The sequence below is a fragment of the Vibrio sp. VP6 genome (assembly GCF_028823755.1).
Taxonomy (GTDB): domain Bacteria; phylum Pseudomonadota; class Gammaproteobacteria; order Enterobacterales; family Vibrionaceae; genus Vibrio; species Vibrio parahaemolyticus.
On record NZ_JAPEID010000005.1, the window covers coordinates 18,578 to 38,829 of the forward strand.

A 20,252-nucleotide genomic window follows, 5' to 3' on the forward strand; every position below is an offset into this window, starting at 1 on the left:
CTTAATTCAAAGAGATTTGTCCTGCTTTCAATGCGATTGCAGAGCCATTGATAGAAATCTTGTTGCCCTTAATGTTGATTTCGCCAGAACTCGACATTTGAATTGAGGCTCCACCGACTTTAATTTCAATACTTTTCCCTGCATTGAGGGACAACACTTTTCCAGTGTCAGAGGTATAGTTCTCTCCCACCTTTAACATCGCATTTTTTCCAACGTCTTGAGTGACATCGTTGGTTACTTTCTCAACTTTATTGTTTTCAACCACAATATCCACGCAGTCTTCGACTAACATTTGGAACAACTTTTCTGCGTGAAGGTAAATGTGTTCTTCGCCAGGTTTATCTTCAAAGCGTAACTCGTTGAAATTGGCGTTTCCTTTTTGAACTGAGCGGGACTTAAAACCGCTTTGAGAACTTTTCTCTGGAAGAGAATACGGGGGCAACTGGCTCCCGTTATACAGCGCACCCGTGACAATAGGTTGATCTGGGTCGCCATTCACAAACTCTACGATAACCTCTTGCCCTACCCGAGGATGAAACACCGCACCCCATCCATTTCCGGCAACACTTTGAGCAACTCGAATCCAACACGAACTATTTACATCGTACTTACCCAAACGATCCCAATGGAACTGTACTTTTATTCTGCCATGTTTATCAACGTATACCTCACCGTCTTTATTACCAGTCACAATGGCTGTTTGAAGACCTTTAATTTGCGGTTTAGGGTAAGTAACCGCCGGCCTTAAAATGGTTTTAGAGTCCACACAAGTAAACGCAACACGAACACCTTGAGAAGCGGTGCCACCCAGACCAGTTTGATTAAACACAGAAGCAAAAATCGTCACAGAGGCCAAGACATATTCTTTTCCTACTCGCGATTTATCTTCGTGTTTTTTGAACTTAAAACATTTACCCACAGAAAAGGTTCGACAACTCGCCTCTCCGCTACATAGATAAACGTTCTGTTGAAGGGATTCAATTGCGTGAGTGTTTCGAAGCGAGTACTGATCGTCACTTTCTGTTTCACCCAGATACTCAAAATACTCACTCGCAGGTACGGTAAACAGTGCAGTATCACCAGCAGCTACGTTTTTGGGTTGTGAGGCTGGTTTTAGCATATTGAAGCCAGACTTCTGGCTTGATTTAGTCGTTATAACTTGTGTTTCGTTCCAAGCAGAAATGTGACTCGACTCTGAACTGCCTGTATCGAAATCGACCATAAACTCAGGACTGGGTTTGTAAAAGCTTACATCATCAAAAATATCTAGGACATGGGATGATTTAGAGTGACTAAAGCAAAAAGAGAGCCCTTCTTCGGCTAGGAGGCGCTGAACAAAAGCAAGATCAGATTCTTCATACTGAACTTTGTAGGAATATTGGGGATACGTATTTTTTAGTTCAAATTTAAATGCAACACCATGCTCTGAAAGCACTTCGGAAATAATGTCTTTTATATTTTTCTTCTGAAAGATCTTACAATTATTTCTGTACGCTGCGAACTTAACTTTCGGTTCAACAATAATTTCAATATTTTTGTAGTTTTCTCCATTATGAGAATTCATCACTCTCTGGCCTTCGAGCTTTGCAGCAGAGACAATGCCATGGAAAAAACGCGGACTTTTAGAAACACGACTACTATTTTCCACTGAAATCGTTACTTCTTTACCCACGATTTCATTGAGCTCATTTTTTTGATCATTAAAATAAGCTTTAGCACGCAATGAAAAAAGCTCCGAGATCCCTTCTCTATATTCGAACGAATTGAGAATTAGAGCATCTTTTCCAAACGGAGAAGAAATACGGATAAAGTTGTTGTCTTGACTTGCTTTTTTCATTGGATACTTATATTTCCTTTTGAAATGGCGGAGGAGATAACCCCTCCGCACAATAAATTACATTTGTTGACCTTTAACACCGCTGTAACCGTAAACCAACGGAGCAGAAGTGTTGTTTTTGTCATCAGTAGGTGTCACTGTCATCATCATTTCAGTGTATGAAATTGTGATAGTTTCTACTGGGCGATCATCTTGAATCGATACTGAGTAGTTAGAAATCATCGCATCAGTCAGTTCGATTTTCATGATTTCTTCAACTTTTTCACCCTGCTTAGTGATGTGGAATACTGCAGGTTTACCTTTACCGATTGTTGCTTCCTTGAATAGATCAGGAGACGAACGATCTTGAAGTTTAGTGATAGTTAAATCATATAGGCGTGTTGCACTTGCTTCACGGTCCATTGCTGTACCCGTGTAAGAAGAAATTTCACGACCAACACTCCAATCTACAGATAGTAGTGTAATTAAATCCTTATATTGTTCCGCTGTCGCTTCACCTTTAATATCTGCGTATTTAAGATACGTATTAGACTGCATGCTAATCTCCTAGAGCATTATTAATTGACATATTTCGTATTAATTAAATTATCTGAATAATGATAATTAATGATTGATGTATCAAAAACTTCATTTTAAATACGCTCCTTTATATCTTTAAATTAGATTTAAATTAAGCGATATTTATAACTAATAATAGTTATTATGAAGCAACTCTCAATTATTATTTACAGAGTTAAACTTGTTAAATAAGTGAGACTTCTAGTTCTTTAATTGAACCTCTAACATTAATTTCATCGAACGTCTTACCATTAAGAATTGCATTCAATATTTCATGAGAAATTTTAGGAAGTAAATTATTTTCAATGGTGGTTTGAACTACACGAGCACCACTTCCTGACTCATTACTATTGTCTACAATGTCATTAATTAGTTGTTCATCAAAATATAACCCTGCCGAATAATGTTTTCGGATACGGTTAGATACTTTGTTGAGTTTTAACTTAGTTATTTCCGTTAGGACTTCTTTTCCGAGAGGCAAGTAAGGTAATACATTAACTCGCCCCAAAAATGCAGGTTTAAAATCTGTTAGCAAATCATCTCTAAGCGCTTCTTTTAGAGCTTCCGGTTCTGGCGCTAAGTCTGGATCTGCATAGAGAGACATTGTGGTTTCTGTGCCAGTATTCGCCGTCATGATAATGATGGTGTTTTTAAAATCGATATCTCGACCTTCACCATCTTTAATGGAGCCTTTATCAAACACTTGATAGAAAATATCTTGCACACCGGGGTGCGCTTTTTCCATTTCATCCAACAGAATCACACTGTAAGGTTTACGCCTTACGGCTTCCGTTAGAACGCCCCCCTCACCGTATCCGACATATCCAGGAGGAGAGCCTAACAACAATGAAACCTTATGCTCTTCTTTGAATTCCGACATATTGATCGTGGTTACGTTGTCTTCGCTCCCATAAACTTTCTCTGCGATAGCAAGAGCGGATTCCGTTTTTCCGACACCACTAGGGCCAGTTAATAAAAACACGCCATTAGGTTTAGTTTCATCCGTCAATTGGGCACTTGCTGTTTTGATCACTTCGGACATGATTTCTAGAGCATGATCTTGCCCCACCACTCGCTCGCACAAGCTATCTTTTAGGTTAAGAACCGCTTCAATTTCGTCATCTTGCAATTTTCCAAGTGGAATACCTGTCCAATCAGAAATTACCTCAGCAATCAAAGATTCATTCACATGAGAAAAGACTAAAGGTTGCGCGTTGAGCGCTAAGTTCGATTCGATTTCCTGTAATCGCTCTTTGTCACAGTCGGCATTCTCTTCTATCACCTTAGCTCTCAAGGACTTAGCTTCTTGAACCCACTGCTTTTCTTGTTCCCAAATTGCCTCTAATTCTATGACTTGATTAGATAACTCATCGATCTCATATCGAATATTATTAAGCTGTTCATCGTGACTTACGCCTAACAGAGCCTCTTTGGAAAGTTGTTGAAACTCCGCTTCTTTGATGTTTAGCTTTTTCTTTTTGCTATCCAACGCGCCCGGAGTGGCAGATTGGCTCAATGCAACACGCGAACATGCAGTATCTAATACCGATACTGCTTTATCTGGTAGTTGGCGTCCGTTGATGTAGCGAGCAGAAAGTTGTACCGCAGCATTCAGTGCTTGGCTTGTGATATAAACATCATGATGTTGCCCCATGATGTTAACCAAGCCTCTAAGCATATCTACCGCTAACTCAGGAGTCGGCTCGTCTACTTTCACAACCTGGAAGCGCCTCGTTAACGCGGCATCTTTCTCAAAATATTTTTTGTATTCAGCCCAAGTAGTTGCAGCGATGGTCCGTAACTCTCCTCGAGCCAACGCTGGTTTCAATATATTAGCAGCATCACCTTGTCCCGCTTGACCACCACCTCCGATTAGACCATGAGCTTCATCGATAAAAAGAATGATTGGCTGCGAAGATTCGTTAACTTCTCGAATGAGATTTTTAAGTCTGTTTTCAAACTCCCCTTTCATCCCCGCACCCGCCTGAAGCAAAGCAAGATCGAGTGATTTGATGGCAACATCATGTAAAGCCGGAGGAACATCCCCATCCACTATTTTGTGCGCCAGCCCCTCAATTACCGCAGTTTTACCTACACCAGCCTCACCCGTTAAGATCGGATTGTTTTGGCGGCGACGCAATAAGATATCGATCATCAAGCGGATTTCATTGTCGCGACCGATAACAGGATCTATTTTTCCAGCTTTAGCTTGCTCAGTAAGATCCGTTGTGAACTGATTCAATGCTGAGTTCGAGCTACTCGTCGCCTTAGAAGTATTGTTTCCACCATCGCCCGCATGCTCTTTCATTGCGACTAGGCGAGATGGTTCGACTTTGTCTAGCTCCGCGCTAATAGCGTTCATCATATTCACTAGCGTGTCATCAGAAAGATACGCAAACAGTAAGTGGATACAGTTCACTTGTTCTTCATGAAACTCTATCGTTGCGCACATCAAAGCATTCTGCATCATGGTTACAGTATGAGCAGAAAGGCCTGGGACGGTTTGGCATCCCGTTTTGTATTTTTCAAGCTGAGCTTGCAGTTGTTCTTCGACTTTTCTTTCATCAATATCAAAAGCTTCAAACACTTCTGAATAAATACCGGATGGATGTTGAACTATCGCCAACAACCAGTGGGTCAACTCTATACTATGATGTGTACGCGAACTTGCCATTGCCGCCGCTTGCTCTAGCGTTTCCTTCGCTTGCGGAGACAATCTTTCGACCAACGCTGAAAGTGATAATGAAGCCATTATGTTTCCTTTAAACCGTAATTGTTATGTTGCGATCTTCCGTACGTTCATGTTTTTTCAGTACAGAGCCGACACCTAACTGACCTTGTTGCTTAGATATTTGAACTTGAGGCAATAGACTATGTTTAGTCGTAAGTTGCCACTTAACGTTCTTGTGTTTGCCAATGAAGTCACCTGCTACCCGTTTTATCGTTTTCAATGTATTGGTCTTGGGTAATAGATTTTTGACTTGCTTACTTTCCTTTGGGAGAAACTCAATTGTTGTACTTGCATTGATATTCCAGGCTTTTTTCCCTAGTGACGCACCAGCACCGAGTTGTGCAAACTGGCCTTCGGGCATACTTTTCGATGCCAAACGAGTTTGTTCAGATTTAGACAGTCGCATCCATTGACCTTGAAACTCGTGAATACGAATTTGGCAACCAGACAAACATTCCAAAATGCTCTTCAATGCACCTTTACTTCGTGTTGGAGATGCATACATGCCGCCATAATGCAGTGCTAGATCATTCCCATCGCCAGTCAATGACGACATGCAATCAGTTAATGGGGAACGCTGATTTTTTGCATGCGCACGCGCTTGTATGGTTAACTGACTCAACTGCCAACTTCGATAATAGAGGGATAAAAGCCGATGGTTAAAAATGTCATAGAAGTCCACCATCGCATGATCGCCTTCTTTCAGTCGATTCAATGCAAACTCGCTGTAATGCTGAGGCAGTACTCCCTGCTCCCCCGTCAAACCAATCAAATTTGTCTCAAGCGCTAATTTATCTTTACCTAATGGTTTAGTAGAAACGAGTTGCGCATTCTCAAACCCTAAAGACGCATTGACCTTTAAGTTAAGTTTCTCGTTTTTTGGTAATGCATCTGTTCCAATTTGCGATTCAACTTTCAAAAGCTCTTGCTCAATAAGATGAATAGCTTCAAACAAAGAACGTTGCTTTAGCTCGCGGTAGAAGTCCTCTGAGCTCATAACAACACCTTATCACCTGTCAGCGCAGGCCATACGTGAAAGGAGCTGCTGGTTGATTTCAACTTAATCTCTAACTGCGTAAACACGTTAATCTCCGCATATTGAGTAAAGTAAACAGATAACACGCTACCCAATAAAAAGATCTGCTCTTTTGGCAGTATCTGATCGGATACTGTTAGAACCAGCTTTACTCCATGTGCAAAACCAACTTTTCCTTTCTGACTAACCCTACCGGTTGTATGTTCAAACTCTAGCTTGACTAGAGCATCTATAACGGCTTTTGTTTCGGCAGTGCCTGCAAATGCATACAAGTTCAATGTTTGTTTTAACGTTGCTAAGCCGTCAGCTTCAGTAAAATTGTTCAATGTTAATAGCTTGGTAAGCTGCCATCGTGTGCTTTCATCCATCTCTGGTCTAAGCGTTTCGGAGAGAGACGTTAAGCACCTGATTGATTTAAAATTATCATCAACATTGGGTAACTGAACCTTTGGTAGCCCGCCACCAAATGGAATTTTTTGTGGCAAATTACGATTGCAACACTCAGCTTCCACATACATCAGCCAATTATCTCTGCTTTCAGGGCTGAACAACTGGTATTGCTTATCAACAAAAGAAACATAAGTCTCTCGACCAGGCTCATCGTAGCCACCGGCCCAGTTTTTATCCTCTCGTCTCATTAACCAATACACTTCACTCGCGCTCATGTAGTGCGTGTGTTCTCCTGAATGGTAGCAGGGTAAGTGCTCGTAAGTTTTGTTCCAGTTTCTCAAGGTCACATCAGAAATCGAGACAACTTCATTACTCTCTGCATCTTGGTACTGAGGAGATAATTGATACTCGTACTCTGTTGGAAGGAGACGTTTAGGTTCCATGGTTGATTTGAACAGATTTACAATGGGAACACAGCCAACCATGACACTTTCCTCGTCTACTTGCTTTGGTAGCCAGTCATCGCTTGTATCGAAGTAAAAGCAAATCTCGACCTGCCCTTGAATCTGTAACTTATCTAAGCCGAGCTCAATCAAGTCAAAGAACATGAATTTTTCTGGGAAATGAAGGTACTCGACCAATAAACGAGATCCCGAAAAACTTCTCTTACTGTAAGGGACGACTTGCTCCTCGTCCCCAAAACCAACCGATTGAAGATGCCTCTTAGTTAGAGGCATGATTTCTTTACCATCCAATACGATTGAAAGACCAATCAAACTTTGGAATAACATTTGATATAGCTTGAGTGTTAATTGCGTCTGTCCATTTAAGTACAAACGCAAACAATCAATACCCATGGAATTGATAGAGGACTCTGAATCATGAGCACACAGCTGACACCTTAGTACAGAGTGCGCATTGTGCTCCCACTTGGAGCCAGTAGGCTTGAAAGGCGCGTTCTCAAATGAACCAGAGATAATATCGAGTGGATACATTGTTGTCGGGTAACAGGTTCGAAACTGGCAATCTTGATATCCAGGGGCGCTAACTTCGACTCTTTCACCCACAGGAATAGCAAATGAACTAGTGGTTGACTCTGAACAGTTCAATTTGATCACTGACATCGAAGGAATTGGCGCATGAAAGTCCGGATATAGCTGTCCCATCAGTGATTCCGTAAACTGTGGGTAACTGTTATCCAGACTTTGTCTTATCCGAGCGGTTAAAAAAGCACAACCTTCCAACAAACGTTCAACATGTGGGTCTTCAACTTGTTCTTCGCTGATACGTAACCTAGCCGCAATTTTAGGATATTGCTCGCCAAACTCTTGTCCTTTGTGTCGCAGATAGGCCAATTCACGATTGTAGTATTTTAGAAACTCTTCACTCATTTCGCTCGACTCAACTTCATTCCTAAGTTCACAGGCTCGACTTCCGAATTGAATTTCAACTCGTGGATATCATTATCAATCAAACAAGTTGCGCTAATTTCTAACCGTAAGGTTCGATCTATCGCATTTTTTTCATCAGAAATTTGAACGTGCGGATTTCTTAACCGAGGTTCAAACTCCCGAATAGCTTCATAAACGATGTCACACAACTGACTTTGTCCATCTTGGCTGCTATAAGGCATTGAAGAAAAATCAGGTAACCCATAGTTCAGAATTGAGTATCTAACTTCTAAAAAGTCTTCGTGAATATTTTTCCAACCAATACGACTATTAAGCATCGACTCTAAGTCTCTTAACAAACCATTGAGCATGTGTTGCTGACTGACAGGAAAATCTTTTTCTTCTCTGGTAGTTGGGTCGCTATCAATCAACTTGTCTAGCAGTGAAACCGTTAAAGCCATAATTGTTCTTACGCCAACTCTTTTATTACTTGTAGATTTTGTAAGTCAGAAATCGGCAGCGCCATTTCACCGACAAGCCAACACTTCAGACCTAAACCTAAGTAAACTTCTTCGTCTGCTATTTGTTTCCAGTCCGTTTCACGACCTAGTTTCTGAGCATCACTTTCTGAATCCACGTAAGTCATCGGCATATGGCCTTCACCTTCACCTAAACCGTCAATGTCAAACTCAACGGGGCGCCAAACACTTTCTAGCAAAGAGGTAGCAGATTTGATTTCTAAAGTGTTGATGCTAGCAATAGGGACGAGGAAGTAGTTGCCTGCGGTAGAAAACAGCTCAATGTAACCACCTAAACGATCATCAATATCCCGCACGTCTGAGAACGAAGTATCATTAGCTAAAAAGCCTTTTTCTTGTCTCAGTTCTTCGATTTGAAGAGCAAGTTCAGAAACTTGTTCATAATCTTGACTCACCATTGATAAGTTGAAGCTAACCAATGACTTAGTTAGTTCTTCGTTCTCACCCAATACCTTCGCGGTTGCCGCACCTTGAGCGAAATCCTTTCGCGCTTGAGCAGCTTTAACCAGATGTCTTAACTGGCTAGCGCCTGGAAGATATTCAGGAAACAGTTTAATAGACTGCATCAGTTGCTCATCAGCTCGCTCAAAATCACCATCAATACAAAGCAGCTCAATAAAAGAGCTTCTCAAACTGGCATCCTTTGGAGATGCCTTTATTGCTTCGATTAGTAGTTCTAAAGCTTGTTGCAACTGCCCTTCAGATAAGACATTTTTCCACAAAGTCATATTTCTTTCCTTACACCAAATGTTCTGGTGATAATTCCGTAATTAATTTGATACTTGAGACCATTTGGTCGAGCTGAAAATGAGGGCGTAAATGTATCACCGAGTAGAAGTGCCCTGGCGTATCGCGTTTCTCTCTAACTTTGATCTTCGCTTCGTTCAATGGGTACTTAGCTCTGAGTTCATCCGAAGCTTCGTCTGAAGCCGTTGTATATTGATGTAACCAAGTCTGAAACTCCCTCTCGAGCGATGCCGCGTCCTGATAACCACCTATCTTGTCTCGCCCCATAACTTTGACGTAGTGTGCTATACGCGATACACACATCGTGTATTGGAGCATTGAGGTGAGTTTTGCATTAGTCGCAACATGCTTCTCTTCGTACAGTTTTGGCTTATACAACGAAACATTGGAAGTCATGCCGACCATGTCTGTTTCAGGAACTGGTGAAATCGGAATGAATCCACAATCAGACAGTTCTTGCTCTTTACGCTCAGAGACTTTTAGATTTAAAGGGCATCTATCTCTGTCATTTTTGCCATTAATGCGCGTTTTGTTTCTTGTAGGAGCAACAATAATGCCTTGACTATAATCCCCCTGTTTTATTCCTCGCATGTGAGTAAACCAACCGTGCTCTTGGAATGCTCTAATCGAAACAGCAGCAAAACAGAAGGCTCCACTTCCCCACAATAAATCGTTATTTGAATCGTCAATATTCTCTTGAAATTCAAATTGATCGTTTCGAGAACCATCACTTTTGTAGGGTTGTCGAAAAAGCACGTTAGGAGCGGTTAAGCCAATAAACTTGGTATCATCGTTATCTCGCAACTGTCTCCATTTGACATAATCAATTTGTTCAAATTGTGCCGCAACGTCTCGAGTCGACGAAAGTTCGGCAAATGTGTTCACACCGAATATTTCAGGAGACGCAGACATTACAAATGGACTAAATGCCGCAGCAGCAGACTGAGATATCTTGCTTAGCACAGAGATATCTCTATCAAAATAATTTGTTCTCGGGTCATAACGTAATTGATAATCACCAACAACCACACCAAAGGGTTCTCCTCCGGCCATTCCATATTCATTTTGATAGAGCAATTTAAACAAGGCAGACTGATCGAACTCGATAGCCTTGAGCGCATCTTTACTTACTTCATTCCATGTTGCAGATAGAACTTTAATTTTTACGGAGTCAGACGATGGTTTATCAACTTGTTCACATAAATATCGAACGCCTACCCAACTGCACTCTAATTTCTGAAAATCTGGATGATGAATGATCTCATTGAGCTGCTTCTGTAATAGTGTGTCAATGGTATTAATCGAGCTCACAATGCTATGGCGAAAACTCGCAAAATCTTTAGATTGCGTGCCTTCCAACCAAATTCGTGCCGCAAGTATTGAATCTGAACATTCAACAAATTTAGTCAACCAATGACTGTCAAACTCAGCCAGGCCCATCGGTGTAAACTCGTGTGTGAGTTCCTCTGGGTCTAGAAAGTTCAATGCATCTATTTTCGTCATAACTACCATAAGCTTGGCTGAATGGCTGGTCGAAGTGACCAGCCATTAACTCTATTTAGCCACCCGACTGAGGAATTTTAGCAACGAGTCTTAAAGACGTGGTTAGCTCTTCCATTTGAAGCCATGGTTTGAGCCAAGCAACCGCGTTGTAAGAACCAGGAGAACCTGGAATCTCCTTAACTTGTACGCGAGCGTCGGCAAGAGGGTATTTCGCACGAATTTCTTGACCGCCACCTTCAGAAGCGTTCACATAGCCAAGAATCCAACGGTTCAACCAAGATTCAACGTCTTCTGCTTCCATAAAGCTACCGATCTTGTCTCGAGCCATTACTTTCAAATAATGTGCAAAACGAGAGGTTGCCATCATGTAAGGAAGTCTTGCTGAAATTGCCGCGTTTGCTGCCACTTCTGGAGATTCATGATTTGCTGGTTTTTGACAAGTTTGAGCACCAAAGAACACGGCATAGTTCGTATTTTTGTAGTGACACAAAGGTAAGAAACCCAGTTTACCCAATTCCGCTTCACGGCGGTCTGTAATGCCAATTTCCGTTGGGCACTTCATATCTGGGTCACCATCATCACTCATGAAGAAGTGTGTTGGTAGGTTATCAACTCGACCACCACCCTCTGCGCCACGAATAGCAGTACAGAAACCATACTTAGAAAATGCATCCGTCAGTTTGACGCCAAGCACGTACGATGAGTTCATCCAACAATAATCATTGTGATCAGCATTAACGGCGATACCCGACACAGGATCCACATCAAACTCTTCAAAGCCAAACGCTTCTACAGGAGAGGTAGCTTGGCCGTATGGTAAGCGAGCTAATACTTTAGGCATCGTTAAGCTTACAAAACGAGAATCTGCACTTTCACGGAAAGAGCGCCATTGCGCATATTCCAACGACTCAAAGACTTTATCTAAATCGCGCGGTTTAGATAGTTCTGTCCACTCATCAAAACCAAATAGCGCAGGAGAAGCAGCAGACAAGAATGGTGAGAAACCCGAAGCAGCAACATTCGACATTAAACGCAAAGACTCAATATCTTCTGGATGGTTTGTAAACTCGTAGTCACCAATTAAAGCACCATACGGTTCACCACCAGCGCTACCAAATTCAGATTCGTACACTTTTTTAAAGATTTGACTTTGATCGAATTCAACCGCTTTACTTAAGTCTTTATGAAGCTCTTTCTTCGTGATGCTGATCATGCGAATTTTCAGCGTAGAACTTGTCTCAGAATTCATGACTAAGTAATTCAGCCCACGCCATGAGCCTTCTAACTTTTGTAGCTCAGGATGGTGCATAACTTCAGAAAGCTGCTCTGAAATCTGTCTATCAAGCAAATTAATCGCTTCACGGAAAGTTACGGTTAGGTTTTTATTCCAAGAAACCGTCCCCTTCATCGCTTCTTCAGTCAGTGTCTTGATCAGCTCTTCTGCTCTCGATGCTTCTGTTTGTTTCGTCGCACCAATAGCCTGTTCAAGAAATGAAGTGGTTTGTTCACCCACCGTAGGATCGAGTTGTTTTTCAACTTGAGTCGTCATTATTCTGCTCCCTCAGTACTTTCTGATGGCGCTTTTTTGCCAAGATCTAGCTCACCAGCTAGTTTTGCCAAATTGTCTGTATTGTTGAGAACTTCTTCTAGGATGTTTTCAAGTTCTTCCGAACGGTCGACTTTAGTCATCAAGTCTCGCAGTTTGTTACGAGTTTCCATCAGCTGACGCAATGGTTCTACTTGATTGACAATCGCTGCTGGTTCAAAGTCTTGCATCGATTTAAAGCTCAGTTCAACCGCAAATTCAGAATCGTCATTTGCTAACTTGTTTGCGACTTTGAACTTAACCGATGGACTCATCTTTTTAAGTACATCATCGAAGTTATCACGATCGATTTGAATGAAACGGCGATCCTTTAATGGTTTCAATGCTTCGGTATTTTGGCCTGCAAAGTCGCCCATAACACCCACCACAAAAGGAAGCTCTTTTTTCAAAGTTGTTCCTTCGGTTTCAACATCGTAGGTAATGTGAACACGAGGCTTCCGTACTCGTGAAAGTTTCGAGTGGATACTCGTCATACCATTCTCCCTTTATTAATTTTCATTTTGTTCTGCTATGCCAACCAAACGGAAGTAGCTTCGTTTTGCGTCTCCGTCGGAGATTAGTTCCGCCAGTAATTCAGGCAGAGGCATTCCACACCAACGAATAATTTGTTCGATGGAGTAAGAAACTGGTGAGTGAGGCTCGCTTTCTCTAAAAAAGTCCGCCACATGTTGCAACTGTTGAATAGCTTGTTCTCGAGATTGCATGTTTGTAACTAATAACGCAGATGAGTTGTGAGTAACTGCTTGTTGACTTGCTTCTTCTAACTCTTCATCACCATTTTCGTCAGAAATGGAGACCTCAGCCTTATCCTTAAAACGATTACCCAACAAGTGCTTAAGTGCCGCGTGTATTGATTCAATTCTTTTTGAAATATATGAGCTAGGCGTTACATCCCCTACAGCGTCATCAAGTCTCTGACTGAACTCATTAAAAGCACCTGTAGCGAACTCGAGATCTGCAATCAGAGACTGGTAAAACTCATCAGAAGTTGATTTCACAGTGTCAGTGATACGCGACAATTCAATTGCGCCTTGATCTACTCGTGCTCTTCGCTTGTCTTCGTCCAAGCGCTCGAGTTCAATAGCTTGTTGGTATTCCCAATATGCATAAGCTTGCTCTACACCCATATCCGTCAATGGAATCGAGGCAAGAGGAAAGATCAGCGTTCCCTCACTATCAATACCATTAAGTCCGGTGATGGCAGAAATCCGCGTTTCTATGCCGTCTTCATCAGGCATTGGGTGCAGCTCATCCCAATATGACTCAACAAACGCGCTAGCAATTTTGTAGCCTACGCCCATGCCTCTAAAACCATAAAGCCGAGTTAATGCTTCTATTAGCCAGGCAACAAACTCAAAATCTTTTGATTGTGTAGCGAGAACTTCTGGTACTTCTTCAACAAAAACTCGCCATAAGTTGTTATGTGTATGAATACTCTCTTCTTCGATGATGGCGTTTCGCTCTGCGTTTCTTGCCACCATTCGCTGATCTTTAAGTCGATAATAAGCAGACTGAGGAGAGACATCCTCTCTTGGATCAATGCCAGTCGGATTGTCTTCCGAAATTGGTGCAAGGACTTGCTCATACCAATCAAACATCGTGTTACTCATACTCTCCCCCTCAAAAACACAGGAATAGTCGCATCATCTCGCCTAGCGGAGTCAAACTCACTAGGTTCTTGACGCACTTTAATGAGCGCACACGTCACGTTATCACTAGCGCCACGCACCAGAGCAGAGTGCATCAATGCCAAACCAGCTTGGTTAACTGAATCTGCACATAGAGTTTTATGCATTTCATCACAGCTTAGTTCCTTGGAAAGTCCATCACTGCACAACAAGAACTGGTCACCATCCGCAAGCTGTCCCGATACTTGGTCTATCGTCACCATCTCATCAACCCCAACAGCTCGGGTAATTACATTGGCTAATGGATGGGACTCTGCGTCTTCAAATGCCAACAAGCCTTGTTCAACTAACTCCATCACTTGGCTATGGTCACGAGTTTTTTGTACAAAAGTACCGTTTCTTAGTTGATAAATACGGCTATCACCAACCCATAGGCAGTGGTAATAACCATCCTGAATAAACAACAGCACCAATGTTGTGCCCATTGTCTTTCCATCTAAGTTCATTTGAGCATATTGATAGATCTCAAAATTCGCTTTCTGCACTGCAACGCGAATATCATCTATATTGGTGTTTGGCACGTCTTGCATATGGCGTGCAATTCTGTCGACCAGCATTTGACTCGCGATATCGCCAGCGCTATGGCCGCCCATGCCGTCAGCAACAACCCAAATATGCTGTTCAGTCATATCCAGTAACGCATCCTCATTATAAGGACGAACTTTACCTGCATGAGTTTTAGCAAAAGTAAAATAATTCCAATTCATTCTTTGCTTCCTACCAACTCCACTTTTGCCAACGACCATCTAACATTGCAGAGAATTGGCCAATAGATGGCAGTCCTGTGCTAACAAACATACATGATTCAATATGAGTAGAGCCTTCTGTCCACCAGAAGCATGGTTTTCTCTGTTGACTCTCAATTAGATGATTTAACAACGTGTTTTGCGTTGCTTCAGTTGAAAAGCTAAACACTGTTGAGATCGGGCTTTGGTACAAAAGCGCCATTTCTTCATTGCATATCGATACTTCAGAAACAAGCTCACACTTTTCCTGCATGCTTCGGTGCCATGCATCAAATACAAATTCATCATCTAACACTGACAGTGCTAGAGCCTGGCTATCTTCAGTCCAGCCACTTTGTGCCCAATACTGTGCTGCTTTGCCTTTTACCGCTCGAACAACAGTAAAAAAGAAGTAGCGACCGCATGCATCTACACTTGGAATCATGCTGCCGATATACGTAGCATCGTCCATGTAACTCACATCCAGTGCAAAGTGCCAAACTGGTGCAGTTAAAAAATAATCGTTCCAAGTGTCACCCAGTTGCTCTTTACTCACTGCAATAACAGCTTGCTGCCAGTCGTGCCAACGGTTTGCAAATTCAGGAGAAATACCGTCCTTAACAAAGTCACCTTTAGCCGGCATTTTTCCGATGTAGCCCCACTCAGGCGTTACAAGGTTTGCGGACATCTGAACCTCTCCATCTCATTAGACCAAAATGGGTTGATTGCACTAGATGGAATCAACTCAAGCTGAACCTTGTTCCCCTTCAAATCGATCATGACAATGTTGTCGTTGCGGGACTCTGGTCGAGCCTTGAGTGATTGGTCCAATAGTTTGAAAATGCCCCATTCCCCTTCATAGGTATGAGCAATTTCTCGTTTTGATTCGGGCGGTGTAAACACAATACGCGTCTGATCTTGACCCGATGGCCAGCGAAGTTCCTTCGATCTCGCAGGACCGTGCTTATAAACCAAGTCTTGATCACCTAGCTCTAGCACAAATCGAGTAATGTGTTGATCTAGATATACGGGTTTCATACCAAACTCGACTCGTAGCGAGTTATCTGATTCAAAGAACGATTGTCTAATGCGTTTTGCCCTTTGAAAAACCGCAAGCGTCTCGGGCCTTACACCGATTTCTTTTTCTAGTCTCCAACGACTCTTAGACGTATCAACAAACGGCTCCAGATATTCTTGGAAGAACGAGTCCAACGTACCACCGTACCCGAAGAATCGTTGAAAGTCCTTTAGACGAACTTCCTTCGTTGCATTAGGTTCAAATGGGTATCTACCTGCTATAGTCCGCTGATAAGGACGCACTACATTAGTCATCCAAAGTTGATTTAGATGATCTTTAGAGCCGCTTTCTGCAAACTTAACCGATTCCTGTGACAACTCTCCCAACCATTGATTAAACGGTTTTGGTAAGAGATCTTTTGCTCTAGCAAAGGAGGCAGCAACATCCTGAGTTACCGTTCCATCCAATATGCTTTTGTAAGCAATTTTTTGATTGTTGCCAGAGCTAGACAAATCAGATAAGTACGAACGCAAATTCACCATCGCTTGCTGAATATCATCAAAGTCTTGTTCACTAAGTCGTAAGATTTCGGTGAAATGGGATTCAACTTCTTTACCTGGTAGAGCAACATTAAATCCATTCTCTTCAGGCAAATACATATCGAGTTTGTCTGCCGTATTAGAAAACTTCACTTTTGCAACCTTTCCTGCGACTTCCGTTGCTGCCTTTTGATTTTCCGATAACGTTACTTTCGATAACCCCACTTCCTTTTGTATTGCACGCAGAAGTGATTCAATTGGTCTTTCTACACCGGATAAAACTCTTGATTGCTCTGTTGCTAAAGCCAAACTCGGAGCTTGTTTAAGCTGAATATCCTCTATCAGAGTTTTCCACTCATTGACATAATCTTGATAATAGCGGGCTTGAACCCCCTGAATAGCACTATCATGATCAATTTCATGAGCTTTAAGATCATCCCCATACACCCAGTTTTCTTCCATCAATCCTTTGACGGTGCGATTAATCTGAATTTGGAAAATGCTGTGAAAACCGTTGTAGGTATAAAAACCGGAAATACCTTGCGATAGAGGTTTTCCACTTGCTCGCTCAAATTGTTCTAAACCTTTAGGTCCTAACACGTCTGTTAAACGGAAAGACGGAACGTGACTTTTAGCAAACTGCATCTTCATACGCTGATATGCACGCTCTGGAAGTGACATTTGCGTTAGAACTTCTCGTGCTGCACTAATAGCAGTCGCATTCATTGAGAAGCCTTTCTCGTCGTTCTCTAGTAAGTTTTTAGTATGCACTAGCAAACGCTCACGTAGCTCTTTGTTTAACTCTCCTGGATACTGACGTTCAAAGTAGAAGTTGAACCAAGCAATTACCTCTTCTTGTTGATACTTTTCCGGATTAAACAACATCAAATACGTCTTTAACGTCTCGTATAAGTATTCACGATGCTGCTTATTCGCTTCCATTTCCGAGAGCAAACTCTCTGACAGCAGAGTAGCAAAGTGTTGAGAAAGAGCATCTGAATACGCGTTATTTGCTGCTTGAGAAACTTTGTCACCTTGATACAGACCAAACTTTTTCACTGCATCAGAATGACCATATTCACTATTTTTCCCTAGTGGCAACATCATGATCTTGTCTAACGTGTCTACAGCACTGATAACGTCCGATTCAAAATCAAGGCTCTCTGCACCTATCATCGCTTCAATATGATTTGCTTGGTTATTGGTATCGACAATTAACTTTGAATTCCATTGATAACTCAGGAACCAAAGGGCAGAAGCACCAACAAGAACACCAGCACAACCCACGTATATGCCCGTACGCATCCATCCAGATTGCTTTTGATAGTGGCGGTTAACGGTACCTAGTAATTGCTCTTTAAAGATGACTCGCTCAAAAAGATTTTTAACAAAATAGCTATGCGAACTGTTAACGTTTGTCGCTAAAGGCAACCTCCCTAGTCCCAATCCATTAGTTGATTCACTCATCAGTCGATCAACAGGAATGCCTTCTTGTACAGAGCTAAGCAAGAAAACACCGCGAATAAGGGCTGGCTCTTCAAACGTGTTCTGCGCAAATATCTCAGACAAAAACTCATCTAAGTTTGCTTGTAAAACTCGCAGCTGTTTTGGAAATTCGAATATTAGCGTGCGCTTTTCTAAGTCATCTTCAGTTTCTAATATACGTAACATGCGCGCATCGAGCCGCTCCAACATGCCGTGAAACTCTTTATTGAATAGAGAAATCACACCACGTTCGTCATCAACTTCTCGTGGGAACATAAATCCAAAAAGTTCCTCACGCTCTTCTTTACTTAAATCAGCAAAAAATTCATTAAAGCCAGCAACCAGATCCATTTTCGTCAGCAGAACATAGATTGGGAATTGCATACCCAACTGATTTTTGAGTTCCTGAAGGCGAGATTTTATTGATCTGGCATGTAAGCTACGCTCCGTACGAGTTTGAGACATCACACTTGCTAGGCTGACTGTTACGATAGCGCCATTTATAGGCCTTTGAGTACGATATTTCTTAAGTAACCCCAAGAAACCGTGCCAAGCTTTAGAGTCAACCTTTTCTTGACTATCTTGCGTGGTGTAACGTCCTGCTGTATCAATAAGTACTGCTTTATTAGCAAACCACCAATCACAATGACGTGTTCCACCTACACCAGCTATAGAGTCAGCTCCTAAGCTCTCAGCTAACGGAAATTCCAAGCCAGATTGCTTTAGAACCGTGGTTTTACCTGTTCCAGGAGGACCAATCAGAACGTACCAAGGTAAATCGTACAAACTACGCTTTCCTTTATGCGTTTTCGTCACAACTTTGATCGCTTGCTCTATACGATCGCGCATTACGTCAATTTCACTGGCGGCTTCTTTGTCTGACTGACTGTCTACTTCAAGCAACGTCTGAATACTTTCGTCTTCTCTAACTTTCTGTTTGTGCTGCTTTGTTAAGTTGATAAGCGCCCAAGCAAAAACAATCACTAAGATCGTAACTAAACGTTGGAAATCACTTTTAAGCGGCTCGTAACCTGCAACCGTGATCAGAGGACCCACAACCCAAATAAAAATGGAGCACGCGGCTACACCAACTAAACCAAGAAACCATCTTTGGGTAAATACTCTGCCTATTTCTTTAATACTCATTTCATTGCCCAACCGTTAGTTGCCCACAATAAGGTCGATTTCAATTCGACGATTCATTGCTCGGTTCTCTTCACTGTCATTTTCTACCAAAGGTCTCGCATCACCCAACCCTTCAGGAATTACTCTGCCTTTAAGTGCACTGTTGGCGATTAACTGTTCGGAAAGAGAAGTGGCGCGAGCTAAAGACAAGTGCCAATTGGATGGGTACTTGCTGGTAAATATCGGACGGTCATCGGTATGCCCGGTAATTATGATCTTCCCTTGTGTCGCTTCTAAGGTACGTGCAACTTTAGAAATAACTGGCTGTATGTAAGCCACAACGCTCGCACTACCAGATTCAAATAGGTCTTGAGCTTTAAGAGAAATACGAACTCTATCTTGCAACGCTTCCACAGTGACAAGATCCTTGCCAATCTCCGTTGCTAAATACATAGATATTCTTTCGGCAATAGGGGCTGACTTTGACTCAACCATAGGATTACTAACTGCTGGGGTTGGTTGAATCAGGTTTACCAATTGAGCAAAAGTTTGGTTGGAAGCTTTGTTCAACTCGTAGCTGAAGTACATAAAAATACAAACAAGCAGTGCGGAAGTTACCGAACAAACCACCCATAGAGGAGCACGTTCCGAAACCTGAGCACCTGCCAATATATGTTGTTCTACTTTGTTACTAAGCTCTTGCTGTACTCCGCGACCATGTGACTTAAGCACTGATACAACTTGTTTTCTCAATCTACGGTGAGCTTCAAGCCCATTTTTTTCTAAACGATACTGACCTATAAAACCCAAAGATAAGCATACGTACATTAGCTCTAGTAAATCTAGGTGGGATTCCGGATGAGCCAAACAGCTATCTAGATGCTTAAAAAAAGCCTCTCCACCTTGGCTGCTCGCGTAAAAAGAACTCAACAGAGAATCATGTGTCCAAAACGATTGACTCCCCCAATTGGTATTCAATACTGCTTCGTCTAAAGAACAGCACAGACAATAACGCGCGGTATCAATGGTTTCCAAGTCAACATCATGTTGACGCAGACGATTCTCATAATCCCTAAGTTTTTGCGCGAGCGTTTCTTTAAGAAACAAAGGATCGGAATGAGTAGCTGTTGCTCTGATTTGTCCAATAATCGAAAGTAGACCATTAGCTTCTGCCAATAGTGGATTATCTCCATAAGCAACAACTGAATCGTTGTTAACCAACTCAGGGCTTTTGGATATCACAACAGTACTGTCTGCTGATCTTTGAGGCTGAGCTTTAGATATAGCCGCTCTTCCGCCAGGAGTAGGTTTTACTATCGTCTGTTCCATACTTA

The 20,252-nt window shown here is 42.1% G+C and carries 15 protein-coding genes; all 15 read right to left on the bottom strand.

Features of this window, described 5'->3' with window-relative positions; all coding sequences use genetic code 11:
- Window position 1 precedes the first annotated feature (1 nt).
- The 15 genes from tssI to tssL all read right to left on the bottom strand — a co-directional run bounded on the left by tssI (window position 2) and on the right by tssL (window position 20,247).
- Complete coding sequence (gene tssI / locus OU793_RS04820; RefSeq protein ID WP_159404349.1) at window positions 2-1,837, bottom strand: type VI secretion system tip protein TssI/VgrG; 1,836 nt, start codon at window positions 1,835-1,837, stop codon at window positions 2-4.
- A gap of 57 nt (window positions 1,838-1,894) precedes the next feature.
- Window positions 1,895-2,374, bottom strand: coding sequence for a type VI secretion system tube protein Hcp (locus OU793_RS04825; protein WP_005375967.1), 480 nt, complete (start codon window positions 2,372-2,374; stop codon window positions 1,895-1,897).
- Between the two features lie 205 nt (window positions 2,375-2,579).
- Window positions 2,580-5,147, bottom strand: coding sequence for a type VI secretion system ATPase TssH (gene tssH / locus OU793_RS04830; RefSeq protein WP_159404350.1), 2,568 nt, complete (start codon window positions 5,145-5,147; stop codon window positions 2,580-2,582).
- 10 nt (window positions 5,148-5,157) lie between these two features.
- Window positions 5,158-6,123: a type VI secretion system baseplate subunit TssG gene (gene tssG / locus OU793_RS04835; protein ID WP_005499019.1), complete on the bottom strand. Its 966-nt coding sequence runs from the start codon at window positions 6,121-6,123 to the stop codon at window positions 5,158-5,160.
- Window positions 6,120-7,943, bottom strand: a complete 1,824-nt coding sequence (gene tssF, locus OU793_RS04840) for a type VI secretion system baseplate subunit TssF (RefSeq protein ID WP_029830958.1) — start codon at window positions 7,941-7,943, stop codon at window positions 6,120-6,122. The genes tssG and tssF overlap by 4 nt, the downstream gene beginning before the upstream one ends.
- Complete coding sequence (gene tssE, locus OU793_RS04845; protein WP_015313304.1) at window positions 7,940-8,404, bottom strand: type VI secretion system baseplate subunit TssE; 465 nt, start codon at window positions 8,402-8,404, stop codon at window positions 7,940-7,942. Before tssE ends, tssF begins: the two co-directional genes overlap by 4 nt.
- Before the next feature lie 8 nt (window positions 8,405-8,412).
- Window positions 8,413-9,210, bottom strand: coding sequence for a type VI secretion system accessory protein TagJ (locus OU793_RS04850; RefSeq protein WP_025794357.1), 798 nt, complete (start codon window positions 9,208-9,210; stop codon window positions 8,413-8,415).
- 10 nt (window positions 9,211-9,220) lie between these two features.
- Window positions 9,221-10,732: a type VI secretion system contractile sheath large subunit gene (gene tssC, locus OU793_RS04855; RefSeq protein ID WP_180760786.1), complete on the bottom strand. Its 1,512-nt coding sequence runs from the start codon at window positions 10,730-10,732 to the stop codon at window positions 9,221-9,223.
- 55 nt (window positions 10,733-10,787) lie between these two features.
- A complete protein-coding gene (gene tssC, locus OU793_RS04860; protein ID WP_005463811.1) occupies window positions 10,788-12,281 on the bottom strand; it encodes a type VI secretion system contractile sheath large subunit in 1,494 nt (497 codons plus the stop codon).
- Entirely contained in the window at window positions 12,281-12,811 is a 531-nt protein-coding gene (gene tssB / locus OU793_RS04865; RefSeq protein WP_005463809.1) for a type VI secretion system contractile sheath small subunit, read from the bottom strand. The genes tssC (OU793_RS04860) and tssB overlap by 1 nt, the downstream gene beginning before the upstream one ends.
- A 15-nt stretch (window positions 12,812-12,826) precedes the next feature.
- Window positions 12,827-13,948 (bottom strand): type VI secretion system protein TssA, encoded by a 1,122-nt coding sequence (gene tssA / locus OU793_RS04870; RefSeq protein WP_005480330.1) that lies wholly within the window; start codon window positions 13,946-13,948, stop codon window positions 12,827-12,829.
- Window positions 13,945-14,733 carry a PP2C family serine/threonine-protein phosphatase gene (locus tag OU793_RS04875; RefSeq protein WP_140103956.1) on the bottom strand — a complete coding sequence of 263 codons (789 nt, stop codon included), beginning with the start codon at window positions 14,731-14,733 and terminating at the stop codon, window positions 13,945-13,947. The genes tssA and OU793_RS04875 overlap by 4 nt, the downstream gene beginning before the upstream one ends.
- Window positions 14,734-14,743: 10 nt before the next feature.
- Complete coding sequence (gene tagF, locus OU793_RS04880; RefSeq protein WP_140103957.1) at window positions 14,744-15,439, bottom strand: type VI secretion system-associated protein TagF; 696 nt, start codon at window positions 15,437-15,439, stop codon at window positions 14,744-14,746.
- Complete coding sequence (gene tssM / locus OU793_RS04885; protein WP_159404351.1) at window positions 15,421-18,939, bottom strand: type VI secretion system membrane subunit TssM; 3,519 nt, start codon at window positions 18,937-18,939, stop codon at window positions 15,421-15,423. The genes tagF and tssM overlap by 19 nt, the downstream gene beginning before the upstream one ends.
- A 15-nt stretch (window positions 18,940-18,954) precedes the next feature.
- Window positions 18,955-20,247, bottom strand: a complete 1,293-nt coding sequence (tssL, locus tag OU793_RS04890; protein ID WP_180793963.1) for a type VI secretion system protein TssL, long form — start codon at window positions 20,245-20,247, stop codon at window positions 18,955-18,957.
- Window positions 20,248-20,252 lie beyond the last annotated feature (5 nt).